We start from the raw sequence: 18,816 nt of genomic DNA on the forward strand, positions 1-18,816 counted from the left end.
CCTCCCGCCTCCCGCCCGCGCACGCCCCGCGCCGCCCGGCCCGCGTCTCCTGCCCGCCCTCCCGGCGAACCACCACGACTCCTGGATTCCCCATGTTCCGTACCGCCCTGCGCAACGTGCTCGCGCACAAGGCCCGCCTGCTGATGACGGTGCTCGCCGTCATGCTCGGCGTCGCCTTCGTGTCCGGCACGTTCGTGTTCACCGACACCGTCAGCAAGGCGATGTCCGACCAGTCCCGCAAGAGCTACGACGGGGTCGCCGTCTCCGTCACCCACCACGGCCCCGGCCGCGCCGAGGACGGGACCAAGGAGGAGGGCGAGCCCGGCATCAGCCAGCAGACCCTCGACAAGATCTCCAAGCTGGGCGGCGTCGACTCCGTCTCCGGCCGGGTCTCCGGCTTCGCCGGCGTCGCCGACCCGAACGGCAAGCTGATCGGCACCGGTTGGGCCAACCAGGGCGCCAACTTCGCCCCCGTCAAGGACGGCAAGGACCCCCGCTACGCCTTCACCGAGGGCCACGGCCCGGCCAAGGCCGACGAGGTCGCACTGGACCGCGCCTCCGCGCAGGCCGGCCGCTACTCCGTCGGCGACAGGATCCGCGTCGCCACCAACGGCCCGGTCAAGGAGTACACCCTCTCCGGCGTCTTCACCACCGAGGACGGCGCGGTCAACGCCGGCGGCTCGCTCGTGCTCTTCGAGGCCAAGATCGCCCAGGACCTCTACCTGGCCCCCGGCTACTACTCCGAGCTCGCCGTCGCCGCCAAGCCCGGTGCCGACGCCGGAAAGCTGCTCTCCGAGATCACCCCGATCGTCGGCAAGGACGCCAAGGCCGAGACGGGCACCGCCCTCGCCGAACGCAACGCCAAGGACATCGAGAAGGGCATGAGCGGCATGAAGACGGGGCTGCTCGCCTTCGGCTTCATCGCGCTCTTCGTCAGCATCTTCCTGATCTACAACACCTTCACCATGCTGGTCGCCCAGCGCACCAAGGAGCTGGCCCTGCTCCGCGCCGTCGGCGCCACCCGCAGCCAGGTCCGCCGGTCCGTGCTGAGCGAGGCCCTGCTGGTCGGCGTCCTCGCCTCCGCCCTCGGCCTCGCCCTCGGCGTGCTCCTGGCCGTCGGCCTGCGCTCCGGCATGGACAGCTTCGGTGCCAAGATCCCGGCCGGCCCGCTGGTCGTCTCCTCGACCGCCGTGGTCACCGCGATCCTCGTCGGGGTGAAGGTCACCGTGCTCGCCGCCTGGCTGCCCGCCCGCCGCACCTCCAAGATCCCGCCGGTCGCGGCCATGGGCAGCGCCCACCTGCCGCAGAGCGCCAAGGGCTTGGTGGTCCTGAACAGCATCGGCGGCGTCCTGACCGGCATCGGCTTCGCGCTGATCCTGTGGGGCTCCTCGAAGGGCGGCGAGACCGGCCGCTGGATCATCGGCGGCGGCGCCTTCTTCACCCTCATCGGTGTCGCGGTGCTGATCCCGATGCTCTCGCGGCCGCTGATCGCCGTCGTCCGCCCGCTGCTGAACCGGGCCTTCGGCGTCGCCGGCAACCTGGCCGCCCGCAACGCGGTCCGCAACCCGCGCCGCACCGGTGTCACCGCCGGCATGCTGACCATCGGCCTGACCCTGGTCACCGGCCTGACCGTGCTCGGCGTGACCGTCGGCAAGTCCGTCGACCGCTCCACCACGGACCAGATCCGCGCCGACTACATGCTCACCATGGCCAGCGGCGGCGACCTGGACCCCTCGGTCCTGACCGCGCTGGAGAAGACGCAGGGCGTCTCGGCCGTCTCCGGCCAGCAGTCCGCGTACTTCAAGGGCTCCGACGGCCGCTTCCACTCCGCCTCCGGCGTCAACCCGGCGGCCATCGAGAAGCTCGTCAACTTCAAGGTGGTCAGCGGCTCGGTGGCCGGCCTGGCCCAGGGCCAGGTCGCCGTCGCCGACAAGACCGCCAAGAAGGCCGGGCTCACGGTCGGCAGCACCTTCGAGGCCGCCTTCGACGGCGCCCCGGCCAAGAAGACCCTGAAGGTCGCCGCGATCTACGAGGAGAGCGAGCTCGTCTCCCCGTACGTCCTGGACGTCAAGCAGGTCCCCGTCGCGGAGGGCGAGAAGCCGCAGATCCGCCAGGTCTTCGTGAAGATGGCCGGCGGCGAGTCCAAGGCCAACGAGCAGAAGGTCATCGACGCCCTCGGCGACAACCCCGCCATCAAGATCGCGGACAAGCAGGACATCCGCAACGAGATGGGCGGCATGATCAACATGATGCTGAACCTGATGTACGGCCTGCTCGGCATGGCCCTGATCATCTCGGTCCTCGGCGTCGTCAACACCCTGGCGATGTCCGTGTTCGAGCGGACCCAGGAGATCGGCATGCTGCGGGCGGTGGGCCTCAACCAGGGCCGGGTCAAGAACATGATCCGCCTGGAGGCCGTGGTCATCTCCCTCTTCGGCGCGGTGCTCGGCGTCGGCCTCGGCACCTTCCTCGCCTGGGCGCTGGGCCGCACCTTCAAGTCCACGATCCCGAACTACGAGCTGGTCATCCCGTTCGACCGGATCGGCGTCTTCCTGCTGCTGGCCGCCGTGGTCGGAGTCATGGCCGCCATGTGGCCGGCGCGCAGCGCGGCGAAGCTGAACATGCTGACGGCGATCAAGACCGATTGAGGTCCGCTCCCCGCCCCGAGGGCGGGGAGCCCCACCCCGGTCGTCCGACCGTCCCGGCGGGTTCCTGCCGGTCGAGGACGGCCCGGACGTCGCCGGGCCGGGACCGGTCGTCGGCCTTCCTCGCCCCGGTGATCAGCCGCCCGGACAGGAACCCGGTCTCGGGCAACGCCCCGGCCGCCGGCGCGACCGGGCGAGGGAGCCGCACGGGCCCCGGGGCACCCGCCCCGGGGCCCGTCCGCGTGCGGGGCCCGTCCGCGCGGGAGCGGACCCCGCGGCCCCTCCCGTACGGGCGTACGGGCCCTGCGCGCCCACGCGCCTACGTGCCCCAGGTGCGCAGGCGCAACGGCAGCCCCGACGCCCCGTCCTCCCCCGGGCGCACGGCCAGTACCTGGTTGACGCCCAGGCGGCCCCGCTCGAAGCCCAGCGCCGAGGCCGCCATGTACAGCAGCCACACCCGGGCCCGGCCGGGCGAGGTCAGCCGTACGGCGTCCTCCCAGTGCTCCTGCAGGCGGTCCACCCAGGCCCGCAGGGTGAGCCCGTAGTGCTCGCGCAGGGCCTCCACGTCCCGGACCTCGAAGCCGGCCCGCTCCAGTTCGCCGACGGTCGTGCCGAGCGGCGAGAGCTCCCCGTCGGGGAAGACATACGCGTCGATGAACTCGTTGACGCGGTAGGCGCCTTCGTCCGGCTCGGGTCGGCGCGCGATCTGGTGGTTCAACAGCCGGCCGCCGGGGGCGAGCAGGCCGTGCAGGATGAGGGCGTACTCGCGGTACCGGTCGGCGCCGACGTGCTCGGCCATGCCGATGGACGAAATCGCGTCGTACGGGCCGTCCTTGACGTCCCGGTAGTCCTGCACCCGGATCTCGACCCGGTCCGCCAGCCCCTCCTGCGCGACCCGCTTGCGGGCGTACAGGGCCTGTTCGCGGGAGAGCGTGATGCCGGTGACGCGGGCGTCGTACGCGCGGGCCGCGTGCAGGGCCATGGAGCCCCAGCCGCAGCCGACGTCGAGGAGCCGGTCGCCGGGGCGCAGGCCCAGCTTGCGGCAGACGAGGTCGAGCTTGTCCCGCTGGGCCTGCTCCAGGGTGGAGCCAGGGCTCCAGTAGGCGCAGGAGTACACCATGGAGGGGCCGAGGACCCGCTCGTAGAACTCGTTGCCGACGTCGTAGTGGTGACTGACCGCCTGCCGGTCGCGGTCCTTGCTGTGCGCCGCCCCGCCGCGGCGGACGGCCTCCTCGGGCGGCGGCGCCGGCGCCGGCCAGGGCCGGGCCAGGGTCACCAGGTCGCGTACGGCGGCTCGGGCGGCGGGGTCGCGGAGCCTCGCCGCGGCGCCGGCCGGCCCGTCCGATGCGGCGCCCAGGGACAGCTTCGGCAGGGTCGGGCGCAGGGCGGTGACCTTGGCCAGGCCGGTGCGGCGGGCCGGCGGCCGCATCCCGGGGACCGCGCCCGCGACCGGGACCACCGCGACCTGGGTTCCGGCGGGGGGTCCTGCCGGGGTTCCGGCCGGGGCGGCGGTCTCCCGCTCCCAGAGCAGGCCGGCCACCCGGTCCAGCAGTTCGTACAGGTCCCCGTCGACGGTGATGTCCCCGGCCACCCAGGCGCGGGCCAGGCCCATTTCGCCGGGCCGCCACAGGATCCGGCGCAGGGCTCGGCGGCGGGTCAGGACCAGGACCGGCCCGGCCGGCGGTCCGGCCTCGCTCCCGTCCCAGGCCCGGATCCGGACGGGCAGCGGGGCACCCAGCAGGGTCTCGGCCACAACGGCCAGCCGCGGCGCGGCGTCGGTCATCGGCGGCACCTCCAAACCATCCGACGAAACGGCTTACCCATTTCCGTCGGCGGCATGCGGTACCGGCCGCCAGGCCCCCCGGAGGCCGTAACGCCGACACCGGAACGCCCGCCCGGCGGCGGCCCGGCAGCGGCCCGGCGGCGGCCCGGCGGCGGCCCGGCGGCGGCCCGGCGGCGGCTCGGCGCGGGGGGGTGCCGCCGCTCGCCGGGAACGCCGAAGGGGCCGCCCGCACCACGGATGGCGGACGGCCCCTTCGGGGACGTGCAGGACGTACGCGCCGTACGCGACGTACGGCCGGTCAGGTCAGGGCCCGGTCAGGAAGCCTTGGCCTTCTCGGCGGGCGCGGCAGCCGCGGCGGCCGGGGCCGGAGCGGGCTTGGCGGCCTCGTAGAACTCCTCGCGCGGGGTCTCCAGAGCACCGAGGGAGACGACCTCACGCTTGAGGAACATGCCGAGGGTCCAGTCCGCGAAGACGCGGATCTTGCGGTTCCAGGTCGGCATGGCCAGGCCGTGGTAGCCGCGGTGCATGTACCAGGCGAGACGGCCCTTGAGCTTGATCTTCGTCTTGCCCATGACGATCATCGCAACGCCCTTGTGGACGCCGAGACCGGCCACCGCACCCTTGTTGGAGTGCTCGTACTCCTTCTGCGGGAAGCCGCGCATGCCGGCCACCACGTTGTCGCCGAGGACCTTGGCCTGGCGCAGCGCGTGCTGGGCGTTCGGCGGGCACCAGGCGTTCTCGACACCGGCCTTGCGGGCGGCGACGTCCGGGACCTGGGCGTTGTCGCCCGCGGCCCAGATGTAGTCCGTGCCCTGGACCTGCAGGGTCGGGGCGGTGTCGACGTGGCCGCGCGGGCCGAGCGGCAGGCCGAAGCGGGCCAGCGCCGGGTTGGGCTTGACGCCCGCGGTCCACACGATCGTGTTGGAATCGACCTCGAGGCCGTTCTTCAGCACGACGTGGCCGTCGACGCAGGAGTCCATGGAGGTGCCGAGGTAGATCTCGATGCCGCGGGACTCGAGGTGCTCCTTGCCCCAGGTGCCGAGCTTGGGCCCGACCTCGGGGAGGATCTTGTCGGCCGCGTCCACCAGGATGAAGCGCATGTCCTCGCGCTTGATCGTGGAGTAGTACTTGGCGGCGTCGCGGGCCATGTCCTCGACCTCGCCGATCGTCTCGGCGCCGGCGAAGCCGCCGCCGATGAAGACGAAGGTGAGGGCCTTGCGGCGGACGTTCTCGTCCGTCGTGGACTCGGCCTTGTCGAGCTGCTCGAGGACGTGGTTGCGCAGGCCGATGCCCTCCTCGACACCCTTCATGCCGATGCCCTGCTCGGCGAGGCCGGGGATCGGGAAGGTGCGGGAGACGGCGCCGAGCGCGATCACCAGGTAGTCGAAGGGCAGCTCGTACGCCTCGCCGACGAGCGGCGTGACGACGGCGACCTTGCGGTCCTGGTCGATGGTGGTGACCCGGCCGGTGAGGACCTCAGCCTTGGGCAGCACGCGTCGCAGCGGGACGACGACGTGCCGCGGCGAGATGCTGCCGGCGGCCACTTCGGGGAGGAAGGGCTGGTAGGTCATGTAGGACCGGGGGTCGACGACCGTGACGGTCGCCTCGCCGTAGCGCATCTTCTTCATGATCCGCTTGGCCGCGTACAGGCCTACGTACCCACCTCCTACAACGAGGATCCTGGGACGCTCCGTGGTGCTCATGGAACGAGTATCCAGCACCCCCAGGGGTGATGCTCGTGAGCCCCTTCACAAGAACCGACAGGGCCTCTGCTACACTGCGCCGCCCACGTGACCCAGGTCATGGTGCGGGACGGGAACCAAGGTGTAACGGGATTCGTTGTTCACCCGCCCTGAACTGGCCTCCCAGCACGTCAGCGGGGTGGACCACCGGGGCCGCGTATACACACCGGCCATCCGCGGCGCCTTCCCCGCTTCGCACCGACGCGCACACAAAAAGGACCTGCGGCCCCCGCAAACCCCCCGAACGGCCCTCCACTTGACCCGACCGGGCCTTTTTCCTTGTGAAGAACTTCACGAACTTTCTTCGGGGGCAGGAGCCCAAGACCCTCATAAAGGCCCCTCCAGCCCCTTGCACCCCTTACATTCCTCTGCGCCCGGGCCGCCCACGCCCCCGCCCAAGGCCTTCGACATCCGCCACACGGCCCTGCAATCGGCGCGTACGCTCCAGCCGAACGCAGTGACCGTACGTGAGGCGCGTGCCCGCCTCGCGGACCACATCGACCGCGCCGAGCAGGACGCTGCGACCGTTCTGTCCGCCGCAGGCCGGCACCCCCGATCAGCGGCGCGCCTCGGCCGAGGTGCCCCGGCACTCGGGGCGTCAGATCACCGGGGGGCGGCCCAGTCGGGTCATCCGCCATACCGTCCGCCACCGCATGGGCCGCCTCGGCGGGCACGGCACCCGCACCCCTTCGAAGAAGCCGGCCCACCAGGCGGCCAGGCCGGACAGCGGGGGCCGCTGCGCAAGCGTGTACGCGGCCCACGTCGCCAGGTAGACCGGGACGAGGACCGCGGGCAGGTGCCGTTTGGCCAGCCAGACCCGGTTGCGGCCGGTGTTGCGGTAGTAGACCGCGTGCCGGGACGCCTCGGTGCGGGGGTGTTGCAGCACCACGTCCGCCCGGTAGTCGATCTCCCATCCGGCGTCCAGCGCCCGCCAGGCGAAATCGGTTTCCTCATGGGCGTAGAAGAACCGGGCGGGGAAGTCGCCCACCTGGTCGATCACGCTCATGCGGATGGCGTGGCCGCCGCCGAGGAAGGTCGTCACCGGCCCGGACACCAGCGGGTTCCTGCCGCCCAGACGGGGGACGTGCCTGCGCTGACCCGCCCCCGACTCGTCCGCGATGCGGAAACCCGCGACACCCAGGCGCGGCCTGCCCGCGAACGCTTCCCGGACCAGCCGGAAGGCGTCGGTGCGGGGCAGCAGCCCGTCGTCGTCCAGGACCACCACGACGTCCACTCCGCCCCGCTCGCGCAGCCACCGCACGCCGGCGTTCCGGCCGCCGGGGATGCCCAGGTTCTCCGGCAGCTCCACGCCGTCCACTCCGTCCGGCAGGGGTGGGAGCTTCACGCCTTGGCCGATGACCACGACGGTTGCCGGATCGCCTTCCTGAGCGGCCACCGAGTCCAGCAGGGCCTCCAGTTCTGCGGGCCGGTCGCCCATGGTCAGGACCACAACCCCGATCTTCGGCATTGCGCTGCCTGCTCCTCTCACGCCTGGTTCCTCAGCAGTTCGCTGGCGTGCCGGTCCCGGCTCGCCGCACAGGCCGCACCGCGCTTGCCGTACCGGGCCGCCGCCACCTGGCCGAACAGCTCGCCGACCTGCCCAACGAGCGGGGTGCCCGCCGATCACCCTGCTCGCGCTGCCCGACGCGTGTACACATTCACGCGTACACTACTGTCATGAGTGAGAACGCTGTGACCGTGCGCGAAGCCCGTGCCCATCTCGCGGACCACATCAACCGGGCGGAGCAGGGCGCTCCGACCGTAATCACCCGCAACGGCGCCCCGGTGGCCGCCCTGGTTCCCATCGCGGACTTCAACGCACTCGAAGAGGCGGCCGACGAACTGCTCGCACGCGAGGCGGAGGCCGTGCTGGCCGAAGGCGGGCCGACCGTGACCATGGCCGAGCTGCTGGCCGACCTGTTCAGCGAGCGGGGTGACGGAGCGGCGTGAAGTACGCGTTCCGGTTCACCACCGCGGCGCAACGGCAGCTTCGCGCGATCGACAAGCCGGCCGCGATGCGCATCCTCGCCGCACTGACCTCGCTGGGAGACGATCCGTACAGCGAGGACGCCGACGTCAAGAAGCTCACCGGACCGTCCGGCCTCTACCGGCTCCGGGTCGGCAGTTACCGGATCGCCTATCGGGTCCTGGACGGCGAGCTCGTCATCCTCGTCGTCAAGGTCGGCGACCGGCGCGACGTCTACCGCACTGTCTGAGTCCGGCACGACGACGGTGCTCCGGTCAGCCGACCGGAGCACCGTCGTTCAGCGATTCGGCAGGTCAGGCCCGCCTTTTGTCGGCCTCGACCTCTTCTGCGGTCTTGATCGCGATGCCGTCCAGGATGTCGTGTTCCGAGACGACGACCTCCGTCGCGCCGATGCGCTCCATGATCGCCTGGAGGACCAGGGCGCCGGCGCCGATCACGTCGACCCGGCCCGGGTGCATGACCGGGATGGCGGCCCGCTCGGCGTGGGTCGTGGTCAGCATCCGCTCGGTGACCTCCCGGACCGTCGCGTACGGGACGCGGGCGTGGTGGATCTGAGAGGAGATGTACCCCGGCAGGCCGAGGGCGATCCCGGCGACCGTGGTCACCGAGCCGGCCAGGCCGACCAGGGTGCGGGCCTCGCGCAGCGGGACCGTCTGCTCGGCCAGGTCCAGGGCAGCCTCGATGTCGGACCGTATGGCGGCGATCTGATCCGCGGTCGGCGGGTCGGTGACCGTGCCGTCGACCACCAGGTGGCGCTCGGTCATCCGGACGCAGCCCACGTCGACGGAGCGGGCCGCCCGGACGTGCTCCTCGCCGACGACGAACTCGGTCGAGCCGCCGCCGATGTCCACGACCAGGAACGGCTTGTCCATGTGGTCCGTGCCGGTCAGCTCTTTCGTGGCGCCGATGAAGGAGAACTCCGCCTCCTCGTCGCCGGAGATCACCTCGGGCTCGACGCCCAGGATCTCCACGACCCCGCGGACGAAGTCGTCGCGGTTCTCGGCGTCGCGGGAGGCCGAGGTCGCCACGAAGCGCAGCCGCTCGGCGCCGAGCTCCTTGATCACCCGGGCGTACTCGCGGCAGGCCGCGAAGGTGCGCTCCAGGGCCTCCGGGGCCAGCCGGCCCGTCTTGTCCACGCCCTGGCCGAGCCGGACGATCGTCATCCGCCGGTCGAGCTCGACCAGCTCGCCGGTGGCGGGGTCGAGGTCCGCCACCAGCAGGCGGATGGAGTTGGTCCCGCAGTCGACGGCCGCGACCCGGGTCACGCCTCCGGCTCCTTCTGCCCGGTCGGCTCCGCGTCCGCGGTCGCGTCCGCGGTCGCGGCCTGGTCGCCGCCGCCGCACGGGGTGACGCACGGGCCCTTCGCCCACCACTCCGGCAGCATGGCGAGGGCCTCGTCGCCGAACGGGTTCACGCCCGGGCCGGCGGCCAGCGAGTGGCCGACGAGCACGTGCAGGCACTTCACCCGGTCCGGCATGCCGCCGGCGCTCGGGAAGCCCTGGAGTACCTCGATGGCGTCGCGGCGCCGGATGTAGTCCTCGTGCGCGGCCTGGTAGGCGGCGGCGAGTTCGGGGTCCTCGGCGAGGCGGGCCTGCATCTCCTTCATCACGCCGTTGGCCTCCAGCGTGCCGATCGCGGAGGCGGCGCGCGGGCAGGTCAGGTAGTAGAGGGTGGGGAAGGGTGTGCCGTCGGGGAGGCGGGGGGCCGTCTCGACCACGTCGGGCTGGCCGCAGGGGCAGCGGTGGGCGATGGCGCGCAGCCCGCGCGGCGGGCGTCCGAGCTGCTGCTCGAACGCCTCGATGTCCGCGTCGGTCGGCTCGGTCCGGTCGGTCTGGGGCGGGGGCGTCTGCATGCCTGGAGGAAGTCTCTTCGTTCTTGTGGTGTGGGTGGGGTGGTGCTCTCGTGCTGCCGGTGCTCTGGTGCTGCTGCCGGTGGTGGCGTCAGTCGCCGGGGCGGTCGGCCTTGTCGACGCCGTCCCAGACGTTCGAGTACCAGGGGCGGTCGGACCCGGCCTGTCCGGTGCGCCGCTGCTCCGCCGCCTCGGCCCCGGGGTCGTTCATGATGTAGCTGATCTCGCCCGGGCGTACGAAGTGCAAGTGTTTGCGGGCCTGCTGCTCCGCGTACGCATCGTCCTGCCAGCGGGCCTTCTCGTCGCGGAGCCGTTCGAGCCGCTTGCCGGCCGCCGCGGCCGCGCGCTGCTGCGCGGCGATCTCCGAGCGCTGGGAGACGTACTGGCGCATCGGGTACGCCAGGGCGACGACCAGCGTACAGAGGACCAGCACCAGGAGGGCGGCCCGCCCGGTCAGCCGGCTGCGGCGGACCTGGCGGCGGCTCTGGGAGCGGTAGACGTGGGCGGCGGTCCGCTCGCCGAGCTGCTTGAGCCTGGTCGCGGTGGAGAAGGTGGAGAACCGATCCGTGTTCCGGGCCATTGTTCCGCCTCCCCTGCTGTCCGCGCGCCGACGCGCGCCCTCGGCCACTGCACAACCCGCGCTGCGCACTACGCACTACGTCCCCGCACACGGTACGGGACCGGGTGCGGGGACGTACGGAGGCTCAGGGGCCCGTCAGCCCTTGAAGCGGGGGAACGCGCTGCGGCCCGCGTACACCGCGGCGTCGTCGAGGATCTCCTCGATGCGCAGCAGCTGGTTGTACTTGGCGACGCGGTCCGAGCGGGCCGGGGCGCCGGTCTTGATCTGACCGCAGTTCACGGCGACGGCGAGGTCGGCGATGGTGACGTCCTCGGTCTCACCGGAGCGGTGCGACATCATGCACTTGAAGCCGTTGCGCTGGGCCATCTCGACGGCGTCGAGAGTCTCGGTCAGCGAGCCGATCTGGTTCACCTTGACGAGCAGGGCGTTGGCGGAGCCCTCCTCGATGCCGCGGGCCAGACGCTCGGGGTTGGTGACGAAGAGGTCGTCACCGACGATCTGGACCTTGGAGCCCAGCTTGTCGGTGATGGTCTTCCAGCCGGCCCAGTCGTCCTCGAACAGCGGGTCCTCGATGGAGACCAGCGGGTACGCGGCAACGAGCTCCGCGTAGTACTCGGTCATCTCGGCGGCCGAGCGGGACTGGCCCTCGAACTCGTACTTGCCGTCCTTGTAGAACTCGGACGCAGCGACGTCGAGCGCGAGCGCGATGTCCTTGCCCGGGGTGTAGCCGGCCTGCTTGATGGCCTCGACGATGAGGTCGAGCGCGGCGCGGTTGGACTCCAGGTTCGGGGCGAAGCCGCCCTCGTCGCCCAGGCCGGTGGACAGGCCCTTGGTGTGCAGGACCTTCTTGAGGGTGTGGTAGACCTCGGCGCCCCAGCGCAGGGCCTCGGAGAAGGACTCGGCGCCGATCGGCGCGATCATGAACTCCTGGATGTCCACGTTGGAGTCGGCGTGCGAGCCGCCGTTCAGGATGTTCATCATCGGAACGGGCAGCAGGTGCGCGTTCGGGCCGCCGAGGTAGCGGAACAGCGGGAGGTCGGAGGCCTCGGACGCGGCGTGTGCGACGGCGAGGGAGACGCCCAGGATGGCGTTGGCGCCGAGCGAGCCCTTGTTGTCGGTGGCGTCCAGGTCGAACATGGCCTGGTCGATCAGGCGCTGCTCGGTGGCGTCGTAGCCGACGAGCTCCGGGCCGATCTGCTCGATGACCGCGAGAACGGCCTTCTCCACGCCCTTGCCCATGTAGCGGTTGGGGTCGCCGTCGCGGAGCTCAATGGCCTCGAAGGCACCGGTGGAGGCGCCGGACGGAACGGCAGCACGGCCGGTGCTGCCGTCGTCGAGGCCCACCTCGACCTCGACCGTGGGGTTGCCTCGGGAGTCCAGGATTTCCCGGGCTACGACGACGTCGATGGACGGCACGAGCATCTCCTTCTGGGATGTGACGCTGGGTGTGCGGTGGCGGGTCAGGCCGTGGGCCGGCCTTGCCGCCTAGAGCCTAACCGGCTCCGGGCTGTCGGCCAGCCGACCGCCCGGGTCCTGGGACGAAAAAGGGCCCGAATACCCCGCTTCCGGGACATACGGACCCTCATTCGGGCTGCCACCGACCGCCGTCGGGGGCGCACGCACCACCGCCCGGCGCGTGGGGGGGATACGCGCCGGGCGGTGGGCTTCACACGTGCGGTGACCTTCGCGTCAGTCCGCGCGGCCTACGCACGCGGGGCTTCGCGGGATGTTCAGCCGAGCTTCAGCTTCTGGCCGGGGAAGATCAGGTCGGCGTCGGAGACGATGTCCTTGTTGAGCTCGAAGAGCTTCTCCCAGCCGCCCTTGACGTTGTGGGCCTCGGCGATGGTGCCGAGGGTGTCGCCGGACTTGACCTCGTAGGAGCCGTTGCCCGTCTTCGGGGCGGAGGCCTCGGAGCGCTCGGACCGCGTCGCGGGGGCCTCGGTGCGCGAGGGCGCCTTCTTGGTCTCGATCTTCTGCGGCTGGGTCTTCTTGGTCTCGGTCTTCGGGGTCGACGACTTCGGGGTCGACTTGGTGGTGGTGCTGTTGTTGGTGGTGGTCGAACCGCCGCCGGTGTACGACGAGTTGGACAGGCCCTTGCCGCAGTGCGGCCAGGCGCCCTTGCCCTGGCCCTTGAGGACCTTCTCGGCGATGGCTATCTGCTGCGCCTTGGTGGCCTGGTTGGCCTGCGCGGCGTACGCCTTGCCGCCGTACCCGGCCCAGGTGGAGGCCGAGAACTGCAGGCCGCCGTAGTAGCCGTTGCCGGTGTTGATGGACCAGTTGCCACCGGACTCGCACTGGGCGACGCGGTCCCACTCCGAGGCCGTGGCGGCGGAGGCGGTGCCCGCGGTCATCAGGGGCGCGGCGACGGCGACACCGGCGACGCCTGCGAGCGTCACGATGCGGGTGGTCCGCTCGATGGCGGTGGCGCGGCGGTGCTTGCCCTTGCCCGAAAGCAGCATGGAGTTCTCCTCACCGACGCCTGCGAGGTGAGCTGTCGGGTTCGGGCAGATGAGTTGCCCGGTCGCGCGGTGTGACGCGCGGCTTCACCCCAAGCCGGTCCGCGCCGTCTTCCGACGGCCCTTCCCGGCACCTACGTTGGTTCCCCCGCTCCTGCCTTCGGCGCTTGACGCGACGAGTGTTCCCCCCGTCCGCCGGCAGGATTCGGCGATGCGGTCGAAGGGGCCCGCGGTGGCGAGCGATTCAGACCGTAGGCATGTCCCTCCCCGATGTTCAACGAGGAACACCGGGGAGGGAGAACCCCTACTTGCGCTGGTTTTCGGGGTGTTTGCGCAGGTGAGGGCCGGGTTTACCCAAGCACTCGGGCGGGACACGCCAGTTGACCGGAAGAGACGCATGTCTCATTTGAACGAACCGGGCATTCGACGCTTTCCGGGTGACCGAACTGCCCCTATTTCTGGCTTAGATCCAGGTTCTGCCCCGGCTTGATCAGATCGGCGTTACCGCCGATGACCTGCTCGTTGGCCTTGTACAGCGCGCCCCAGCCGCCCTTCACGCCGTTGGAGCTCGCGATGGCCGCCAGGCTGTCGCCCTCCTTGACCGTGTACGAGGCCGGAGACACCTCGACGGCGGGCGTACCGCGGTGCTTGCCGGTGCCCGTGACGTCCGGGACGGCGCCCGGGTCGGTGGAGGCGCCGGGTGCGCCCGGCGTGCCCGGTGTGCCCGGTGCCGACGGGGCGGAGGCGTTCGCCGGGTCGGCCGGGCCGCCGCCCGGGTTCGGGGCTCCCGGGGTGCCGGGCGCGGAGGCTCCCGGGGTGCCCGGCGTGACGCCCGGGGTTTCGGGGGTGCCCGGGGTGCCCGGGGTCCCGGGGGTGCCCGGTGCGGTCGGGGTCGGCGTCACCGGGTTCGCGGTCGGGTCGCCGGGGAACACCGGCGGGACCGTCGGGTTCGCGGTCGTACCGTCCGGCGCGGGCATGACGGGCAGTCCGCTGGACGGCCCCGTCGGCGCGGGCGGGATCGTGTAGTCCGGCGCGGGGGTCGGGGCGCCGAAGTCCGTGGGCCGGCTGCCGGAGCCGTTGCCGTTCGAGGGCACCTTGTCGTCGGGGCGGCTCGGCGTCTGGCCGACGGCCCGGTGCTGGCCCTTCGCGCCGGGGTCCACGTCCGCGGCGGGGGCGTCCTTGGCCAGCCCTGCCTGGGCGGCGCAGTTCTGCCATGCCTCGGGGCCCTGGGAGCCGAGCACGCGCTCGGCGACGGCGATCTGCTGGGACCGGCTCGCGAGGTCGGCGCGCTCGGCGAACTCCTCGCCGCCCGCGTTCTTCCACTCCTCCTGGGTGAACTGCAGCCCGCCGTAGGCGCCGCTTCCGGTATTGGCACTCCAGGTGCCCCCGCTCTCGCACTCGGCGACCTTGTCCCAGGTGGCGGCCTCCGCCGCGCTCGCACCGGTGGCGGCCAGCAGCGGCATGGCCAGTGCGGAGCCGGTGACTCCGGCGGTGACGACAATCGCGGGGACCTGGCGGGGGCGTCTGTGGCGGCCGTTCCCGGAACGCATGGGCAGCACCTTTCGCATAACGACTGGGTAACGGCAGAACCTAGCCGCCTTCGAACGATTGTCACAAGTTGAGCAAGAACCTGACTTTCCTTCAGGAAGAGTTCAGATGTTTCGAGGTGTGAATCGGACGGGAAGAGTGCGCAGGCCACGCATGATCAGACCACCCCGCCACCGAAGGTCAGTTGACGGAACGGCGAGTTCCAGATCCGGCAGACGCGTCAGCAAAGTCGCAAGTGCCGTCTGTCCCTCAAGTCGTGCGAGCGGGGCGCCCAGGCAGTAGTGGATCCCGTGCCCGTACCCCAGGTGCTGGTTGTCGGCCCGGGAGAGGTCCAGGGTGTCCGGATCGGCGAACCGCGCCGGGTCCCGGTCGGCGGCGGCGAGCACGACCAGCACCGGGTCGCCGACGGCGATGTCCTGGCCCCCGAGGGTCAGCGGCCGGGTGGCGAACCTCCAGGTGGCGAGCTCCACGGGGCCGTCGTAGCGGAGCAGTTCCTCGACGCCGGTCTGCAGCAGGCCGCGCTCCCCGGCGGCGAGGGACTCCTGGAGGCGGGCGCGCTCACCGGGGTTCATGAAGAGGGAGTGCACGCCGTTGCCGATGAGGTTCACGGTGGTCTCGAAGCCGGCGAACAGCAGGATGAAGGCCATGGCGGTGGCCTCGGCCTCCGTCAGGTGGTCCCCGTGGTCACTTGCCCGGATCAGGTCGGAGATGAGGTCATCGCCCAGATCATCCCTTTTACGGTGGATGAGTTCCCCGAGATAGGTCCGCATCTGCTTGACGGAACGAGCCACTCCGCCCCGCGGGCCGCCACCGTGCCGGATCATCATCCCGGCCCAGTCGCGGAAGTCGTCCTGGTCCTCGCGCGGTACGCCGAGCATCTCGCAGATGGCGTAGATCGGCAGCGGGAACGCGAACTCGTGGATGAGATCCGCCTCACCCCGACCGGCGAACGCGTCGATGAGCTGGTCGGTCAGCTCCTGCACCCTCGGTGTGAACTCCGCCACCCTGCGCGGGGTGAACGCCTTCGACACCAGCCGCCGCAGCCGGGTGTGGTCCGGCGGGTCGATGTTCAGCAGATGCGTCATCAGCTCCGCCTTGCGCTCCCCCGGGATCCCGGTCTTGCCCTTGGCGTGCGCCGGCTCGGCGTGGTGCGCCGGGTTCTTGCTGAGCCGCTGGTCGGCGAGGGCCTGGCGGGCATCGGCGTACCGGGTCACCAGCCAGGCCTCGACCCCGCTGGGCAGCCTGGTGCGGTGCACCGGCGCATGCTCGCGCAGCCAGGCGTACGCGGGGTAGGGGTCGGTCGCGAACTCCCAGTCGAACAGGGTCGGGCCCTGGGCGGGAGCGGGGTCTTCGGCGGCTGCGGGGGTCGGCTCGTGCACCCGTCGACCGTATCCCGGCCGCCGGAGCGCCATCCCGCGACTCCTCCCCGGCTGGGCACCGACGGGGGCGTTCGCCGCGGCTGACCCGCTGCCGGCCCGCGGCCCGGACGACGCGGCGCCGGGCGGCCCCCTGCTGCTACGCGCCGACGCCCTCCGCCGCGCGGATCGCGTCCCGGTAGGCGCGGGCCGCCGCGCGCAGCGCGGTCTCGGGGTCGACGCCCGCCGCCTCGGCGCGCGCCGCCATCCGCAGCAGCTCGTACCCGATGCCCTCGCCGTCCGGCAGCTCCACGGCCACGCCGCCCGCCCGGACCCGGCCGGCCAGCTTGGCGGCCAGGGCCAGGCCCGGCTGGCCCAGGGGGATCCCGTCGGTGACCGACTCCCGCTGCTTCTCCACCGCCTTGGTGCGCTGCCAGTGCACGGCCACGTCCTCCGCGGTCCGCGCCTCGGCGTCCCCGAAGACGTGCGGGTGCCGGTGGATCAGCTTCTCGACGAGGCTGCCGGCCACGTCGTCCACGGAGAACGGCTCCTCCGGGTGCTCCTCGGCGATCCGCGCGTGGAAGACCACCTGGAGCAGGACGTCGCCGAGCTCCTCGCGCAGCTCCTCCCGGTCCCCTCCCTCGATGGCCTCGACCAGCTCGTACGCCTCCTCCGTCGCGTACTTGACCAGCCCCTCGTGGGTCTGGCGCGAGGTCCACGGGCACTCGCGGCGGACCCGGTCCATCACCTGCACCAGGTCGAGCAGCCGCGCGCCGGGCAGGTCGTACGAGCCGGGCAGCAGCTCCAGGTCGGGCATCGCGACCCGGCCGGAGCCGGCCATCCGGGCCAGGCCGTCGGTGAGCCGCCGGTCGCCCTCGCCGGCCGGGATCAGCACGACCGTGCGCCCGCCGGCGCAGGCATCGACCAGGTCCTGCGCGTCCGGGCTGTCGATGGCGACCTCGACACCCGCCTCGCGCAGGTACGGCAGCTGCGGGTGCTCCGGGTCGGCGCACAGCACCCGGTCCGCGGCGTGCAGGGTCTGCCAGGCCGGCCAGGACAGCAGGCCGGGGGCGACCCGGTGGCTGGCGGTGAGCAGGACGATCCGGCCGACGGCGGTCTCGTCCGCCGGCTCGGGAGCGGGTTCGGGGGTGGATGCGGCGGCGTGGGAGTTCACTCTCCGAACCTACCTCCCTCCCCCGGCCCGCGGTCGGGGCCCCGGCCCCGGGGGCTCAGGCTCCGGCGGGGGCCGGCCCGGGCCCGGTCCGCCGGGTGATCCAGGGGGTGACCTGGTCCCCGATGGCGATCTGCTGTGCGTCCCAGGCCCCGTAGCGCGGGTTCACCTCGATGCGCAGGGCCTGCGCGACCGCGCCGAGCTGCTCCACGGCCTTCTCCGGGCTGCCGTAGTGGGAGAAGAGCCTGTCCCGCAGCAGCTTGAAGCGCAGGTCCGCCTCCACCTGGCCGGGAGCCAGCTGGGCCTGTTCGAGGGCGGAGGCCTCCAGCCGCTCGGCGCCGCCCGCCTTCTGGAGCTGCTCGTTCCGGAACTCCTCGATCTCCCGTCGGCTGAGGGTGATGCCCGCGTCCTTCGCGGCGCGCTCCAGGACGGCCGTCTGGAGCATCCTGTTGAGCTTGGACCGGTCCAGGCCCGGCGTGGACTGGATCAGCCCGGCCGCGGCCTCGCCGGCCCGGTTCTGGGCGGCGCGGACGTCGTTCACCTGGGCCTGGAGAGCGGAGGTGGTGATCCGTTCGCCGCCGACGACGGCTGCTGTTCCGGGGCGTGCCTCGCCCGAGCAGGCGGACAGGAGGGGGGCCGCCGCGAGCAGGGCGGCGGAGACGGAGAGCGCAGTGCGACGGTGCAAAGGAGCCTCCAGGGCCGGGAGATTGTGCGTCGGTGCACAAAGGCCGTGCGGTGATCGATGGTATGCAGTCCGGGTGGCCCGAGCCACCGGTTCGACCAACGATTCCCCGGGGTGTCGCGGTACGCGTGTGGTGCCCGGGCGTGCCGCTCGGCGCCCTGTTCCCCCGGCAGGAGATCGCCCTCGCGGTGTACGGGGTCACCGTCTCGAAGACGGCCGCCGTCGACGACCGGTGACCGGCGCCCTCTTCGCGGTCGGCGCCCGGCCCCGGCGGGACGCCACGGCCGCCCCGCACCGAGACGCTCCCGCTGGTCACGCTGCGCCCGGACCGCGGCCGGCCGGCTCGACGTGGCGGTGGCCGGCCTGTCGGTGCGGCTGCGAATGCGGCTGAGTCAGCGGACCCGGCCCAGCCACTGAAGGGTGCGGCGGACCTCGGCGGAGAAGGGGTGCCCCGGGCCGTGCAGCCGCTCCGCGTCGAACAGCAGCCGGGCCAGGGTGTCGTGGGCGGACGCCCGGTCGCCCAGCGACAGCAGCAGCTGCGCTATCCGGCGGCGGACCTCCAGGGGCAGCCCCGGGTCCGGGTTCGCGTAGTGGTTCTCGAACATCGGCAGCAGCGAGCGGTACTCCGCCAGCGCCGCGGCCGGCTCCCCGAGCTGCTCCAGGCACTGGGCCGCGTCGTAGCGGAACCGCAGGGCCTGCGCGTCGCCGGCCGGGAACTCCTCGGCGAGGCGCCGCAGTTCGGGCAGGGCCCGGCGGTACTGGCCGTCGTCCATGAGCGTGGCCGCGTACTGCTTGCGCAGGCTGCGGACCACCGGTGAGTGCTCGCCGTGCTCCGCGGCCGCCGCCGGCAGGATCCCGCCGAGGATGTCCACGGCCTGGGTGAGGCGGCCCTGGTCGAGGAGGCTGCGGGCCTCGTCGACGGCGGCCGGGATGTCCGGCCGGGCCGGCGGCGCGGTCGGCTGCGGCGGGATCGCGGCGGCCCGGTCCGGCCAGGGGGCGTGCGGGCGCAGGAAGGGGC

Annotated in this window: 15 protein-coding genes, 1 pseudogene and 1 riboswitch; of the genes and pseudogenes, 3 read left to right on the top strand and 13 right to left on the bottom strand. The window is 72.3% G+C overall.

Annotation, left to right across the window (positions count from 1 at the left end; all coding sequences use genetic code 11):
* Positions 1–92: 92 nt before the first annotated feature.
* The gene (locus tag HYE82_RS20625) at positions 93–2,648 is read left to right on the top strand and encodes an ABC transporter permease (RefSeq protein ID WP_179175597.1); all 2,556 of its coding nucleotides are present in this window, start codon (positions 93–95) and stop codon (positions 2,646–2,648) included.
* Between the two features lie 316 nt (positions 2,649–2,964).
* On the opposite strand, the gene HYE82_RS20630 is transcribed toward HYE82_RS20625, so the two are convergent.
* From HYE82_RS20630 to HYE82_RS20640, 3 genes are all read right to left on the bottom strand, one after another.
* Positions 2,965–4,428, bottom strand: coding sequence for a class I SAM-dependent methyltransferase (locus HYE82_RS20630; protein WP_179175598.1), 1,464 nt, complete (start codon positions 4,426–4,428; stop codon positions 2,965–2,967).
* A gap of 314 nt (positions 4,429–4,742) precedes the next feature.
* Entirely contained in the window at positions 4,743–6,131 is a 1,389-nt protein-coding gene (locus tag HYE82_RS20635) for an NAD(P)/FAD-dependent oxidoreductase (RefSeq protein ID WP_179175599.1), read from the bottom strand.
* A 637-nt stretch (positions 6,132–6,768) separates the two neighbouring features.
* A complete protein-coding gene (locus tag HYE82_RS20640; protein ID WP_179175600.1) occupies positions 6,769–7,638 on the bottom strand; it encodes a glycosyltransferase family 2 protein in 870 nt (289 codons plus the stop codon).
* 209 nt (positions 7,639–7,847) lie between these two features.
* Between HYE82_RS20640 and HYE82_RS20645 the strand changes: the two genes are divergently transcribed.
* Together HYE82_RS20645 and HYE82_RS20650 are read left to right on the top strand one after the other, a co-directional pair.
* Positions 7,848–8,120 carry a type II toxin-antitoxin system Phd/YefM family antitoxin gene (locus HYE82_RS20645; RefSeq protein ID WP_179175601.1) on the top strand — a complete coding sequence of 91 codons (273 nt, stop codon included), beginning with the start codon at positions 7,848–7,850 and terminating at the stop codon, positions 8,118–8,120.
* Positions 8,117–8,386 carry a type II toxin-antitoxin system RelE/ParE family toxin gene (locus HYE82_RS20650; protein ID WP_179175602.1) on the top strand — a complete coding sequence of 90 codons (270 nt, stop codon included), beginning with the start codon at positions 8,117–8,119 and terminating at the stop codon, positions 8,384–8,386. The genes HYE82_RS20645 and HYE82_RS20650 overlap by 4 nt, the downstream gene beginning before the upstream one ends.
* A 64-nt stretch (positions 8,387–8,450) precedes the next feature.
* Here HYE82_RS20650 and HYE82_RS20655 read toward each other — a convergent pair whose 3' ends face one another.
* The 10 genes and pseudogenes from HYE82_RS20655 to HYE82_RS20700 all read right to left on the bottom strand — a co-directional run.
* Entirely contained in the window at positions 8,451–9,422 is a 972-nt protein-coding gene (locus tag HYE82_RS20655) for a Ppx/GppA phosphatase family protein (RefSeq protein WP_179175603.1), read from the bottom strand.
* Positions 9,419–10,009, bottom strand: a complete 591-nt coding sequence (locus tag HYE82_RS20660; protein ID WP_179175604.1) for a DUF501 domain-containing protein — start codon at positions 10,007–10,009, stop codon at positions 9,419–9,421. The genes HYE82_RS20655 and HYE82_RS20660 overlap by 4 nt, the downstream gene beginning before the upstream one ends.
* Before the next feature lie 88 nt (positions 10,010–10,097).
* Positions 10,098–10,586 carry a septum formation initiator family protein gene (locus HYE82_RS20665; RefSeq protein WP_179175605.1) on the bottom strand — a complete coding sequence of 163 codons (489 nt, stop codon included), beginning with the start codon at positions 10,584–10,586 and terminating at the stop codon, positions 10,098–10,100.
* A gap of 135 nt (positions 10,587–10,721) precedes the next feature.
* Positions 10,722–12,008, bottom strand: a complete 1,287-nt coding sequence (gene eno, locus HYE82_RS20670) for a phosphopyruvate hydratase (protein ID WP_179175606.1) — start codon at positions 12,006–12,008, stop codon at positions 10,722–10,724.
* Positions 12,009–12,316: 308 nt separating this feature from the next.
* Positions 12,317–13,045, bottom strand: a complete 729-nt coding sequence (locus HYE82_RS20675; RefSeq protein ID WP_218782860.1) for a transglycosylase family protein — start codon at positions 13,043–13,045, stop codon at positions 12,317–12,319.
* 2 nt (positions 13,046–13,047) lie between these two features.
* Positions 13,048–13,218: riboswitch (cyclic di-AMP (ydaO/yuaA leader) on the bottom strand.
* A gap of 276 nt (positions 13,219–13,494) precedes the next feature.
* The gene (locus HYE82_RS20680; RefSeq protein WP_179175607.1) at positions 13,495–14,592 is read right to left on the bottom strand and encodes a transglycosylase family protein; all 1,098 of its coding nucleotides are present in this window, start codon (positions 14,590–14,592) and stop codon (positions 13,495–13,497) included.
* 102 nt (positions 14,593–14,694) lie between these two features.
* The gene (locus HYE82_RS20685; protein ID WP_179175608.1) at positions 14,695–15,969 is read right to left on the bottom strand and encodes a cytochrome P450; all 1,275 of its coding nucleotides are present in this window, start codon (positions 15,967–15,969) and stop codon (positions 14,695–14,697) included.
* A gap of 136 nt (positions 15,970–16,105) precedes the next feature.
* Positions 16,106–17,119: a nucleoside triphosphate pyrophosphohydrolase gene (locus tag HYE82_RS20690; protein ID WP_179175609.1), complete on the bottom strand. Its 1,014-nt coding sequence runs from the start codon at positions 17,117–17,119 to the stop codon at positions 16,106–16,108.
* Positions 17,120–17,174: 55 nt separating this feature from the next.
* Positions 17,175–17,801, bottom strand: a complete 627-nt coding sequence (locus tag HYE82_RS20695; protein WP_256987483.1) for a SurA N-terminal domain-containing protein — start codon at positions 17,799–17,801, stop codon at positions 17,175–17,177.
* 389 nt (positions 17,802–18,190) lie between these two features.
* Positions 18,191–18,816, bottom strand: a pseudogene (locus HYE82_RS20700) (serine/threonine protein kinase); the annotation flags it as partial.

It is taken from the genome of Streptomyces sp. BR123, assembly GCF_013401435.1.
In the GTDB taxonomy this organism is placed as follows: Bacteria; Actinomycetota; Actinomycetes; order Streptomycetales; family Streptomycetaceae; genus Streptomyces.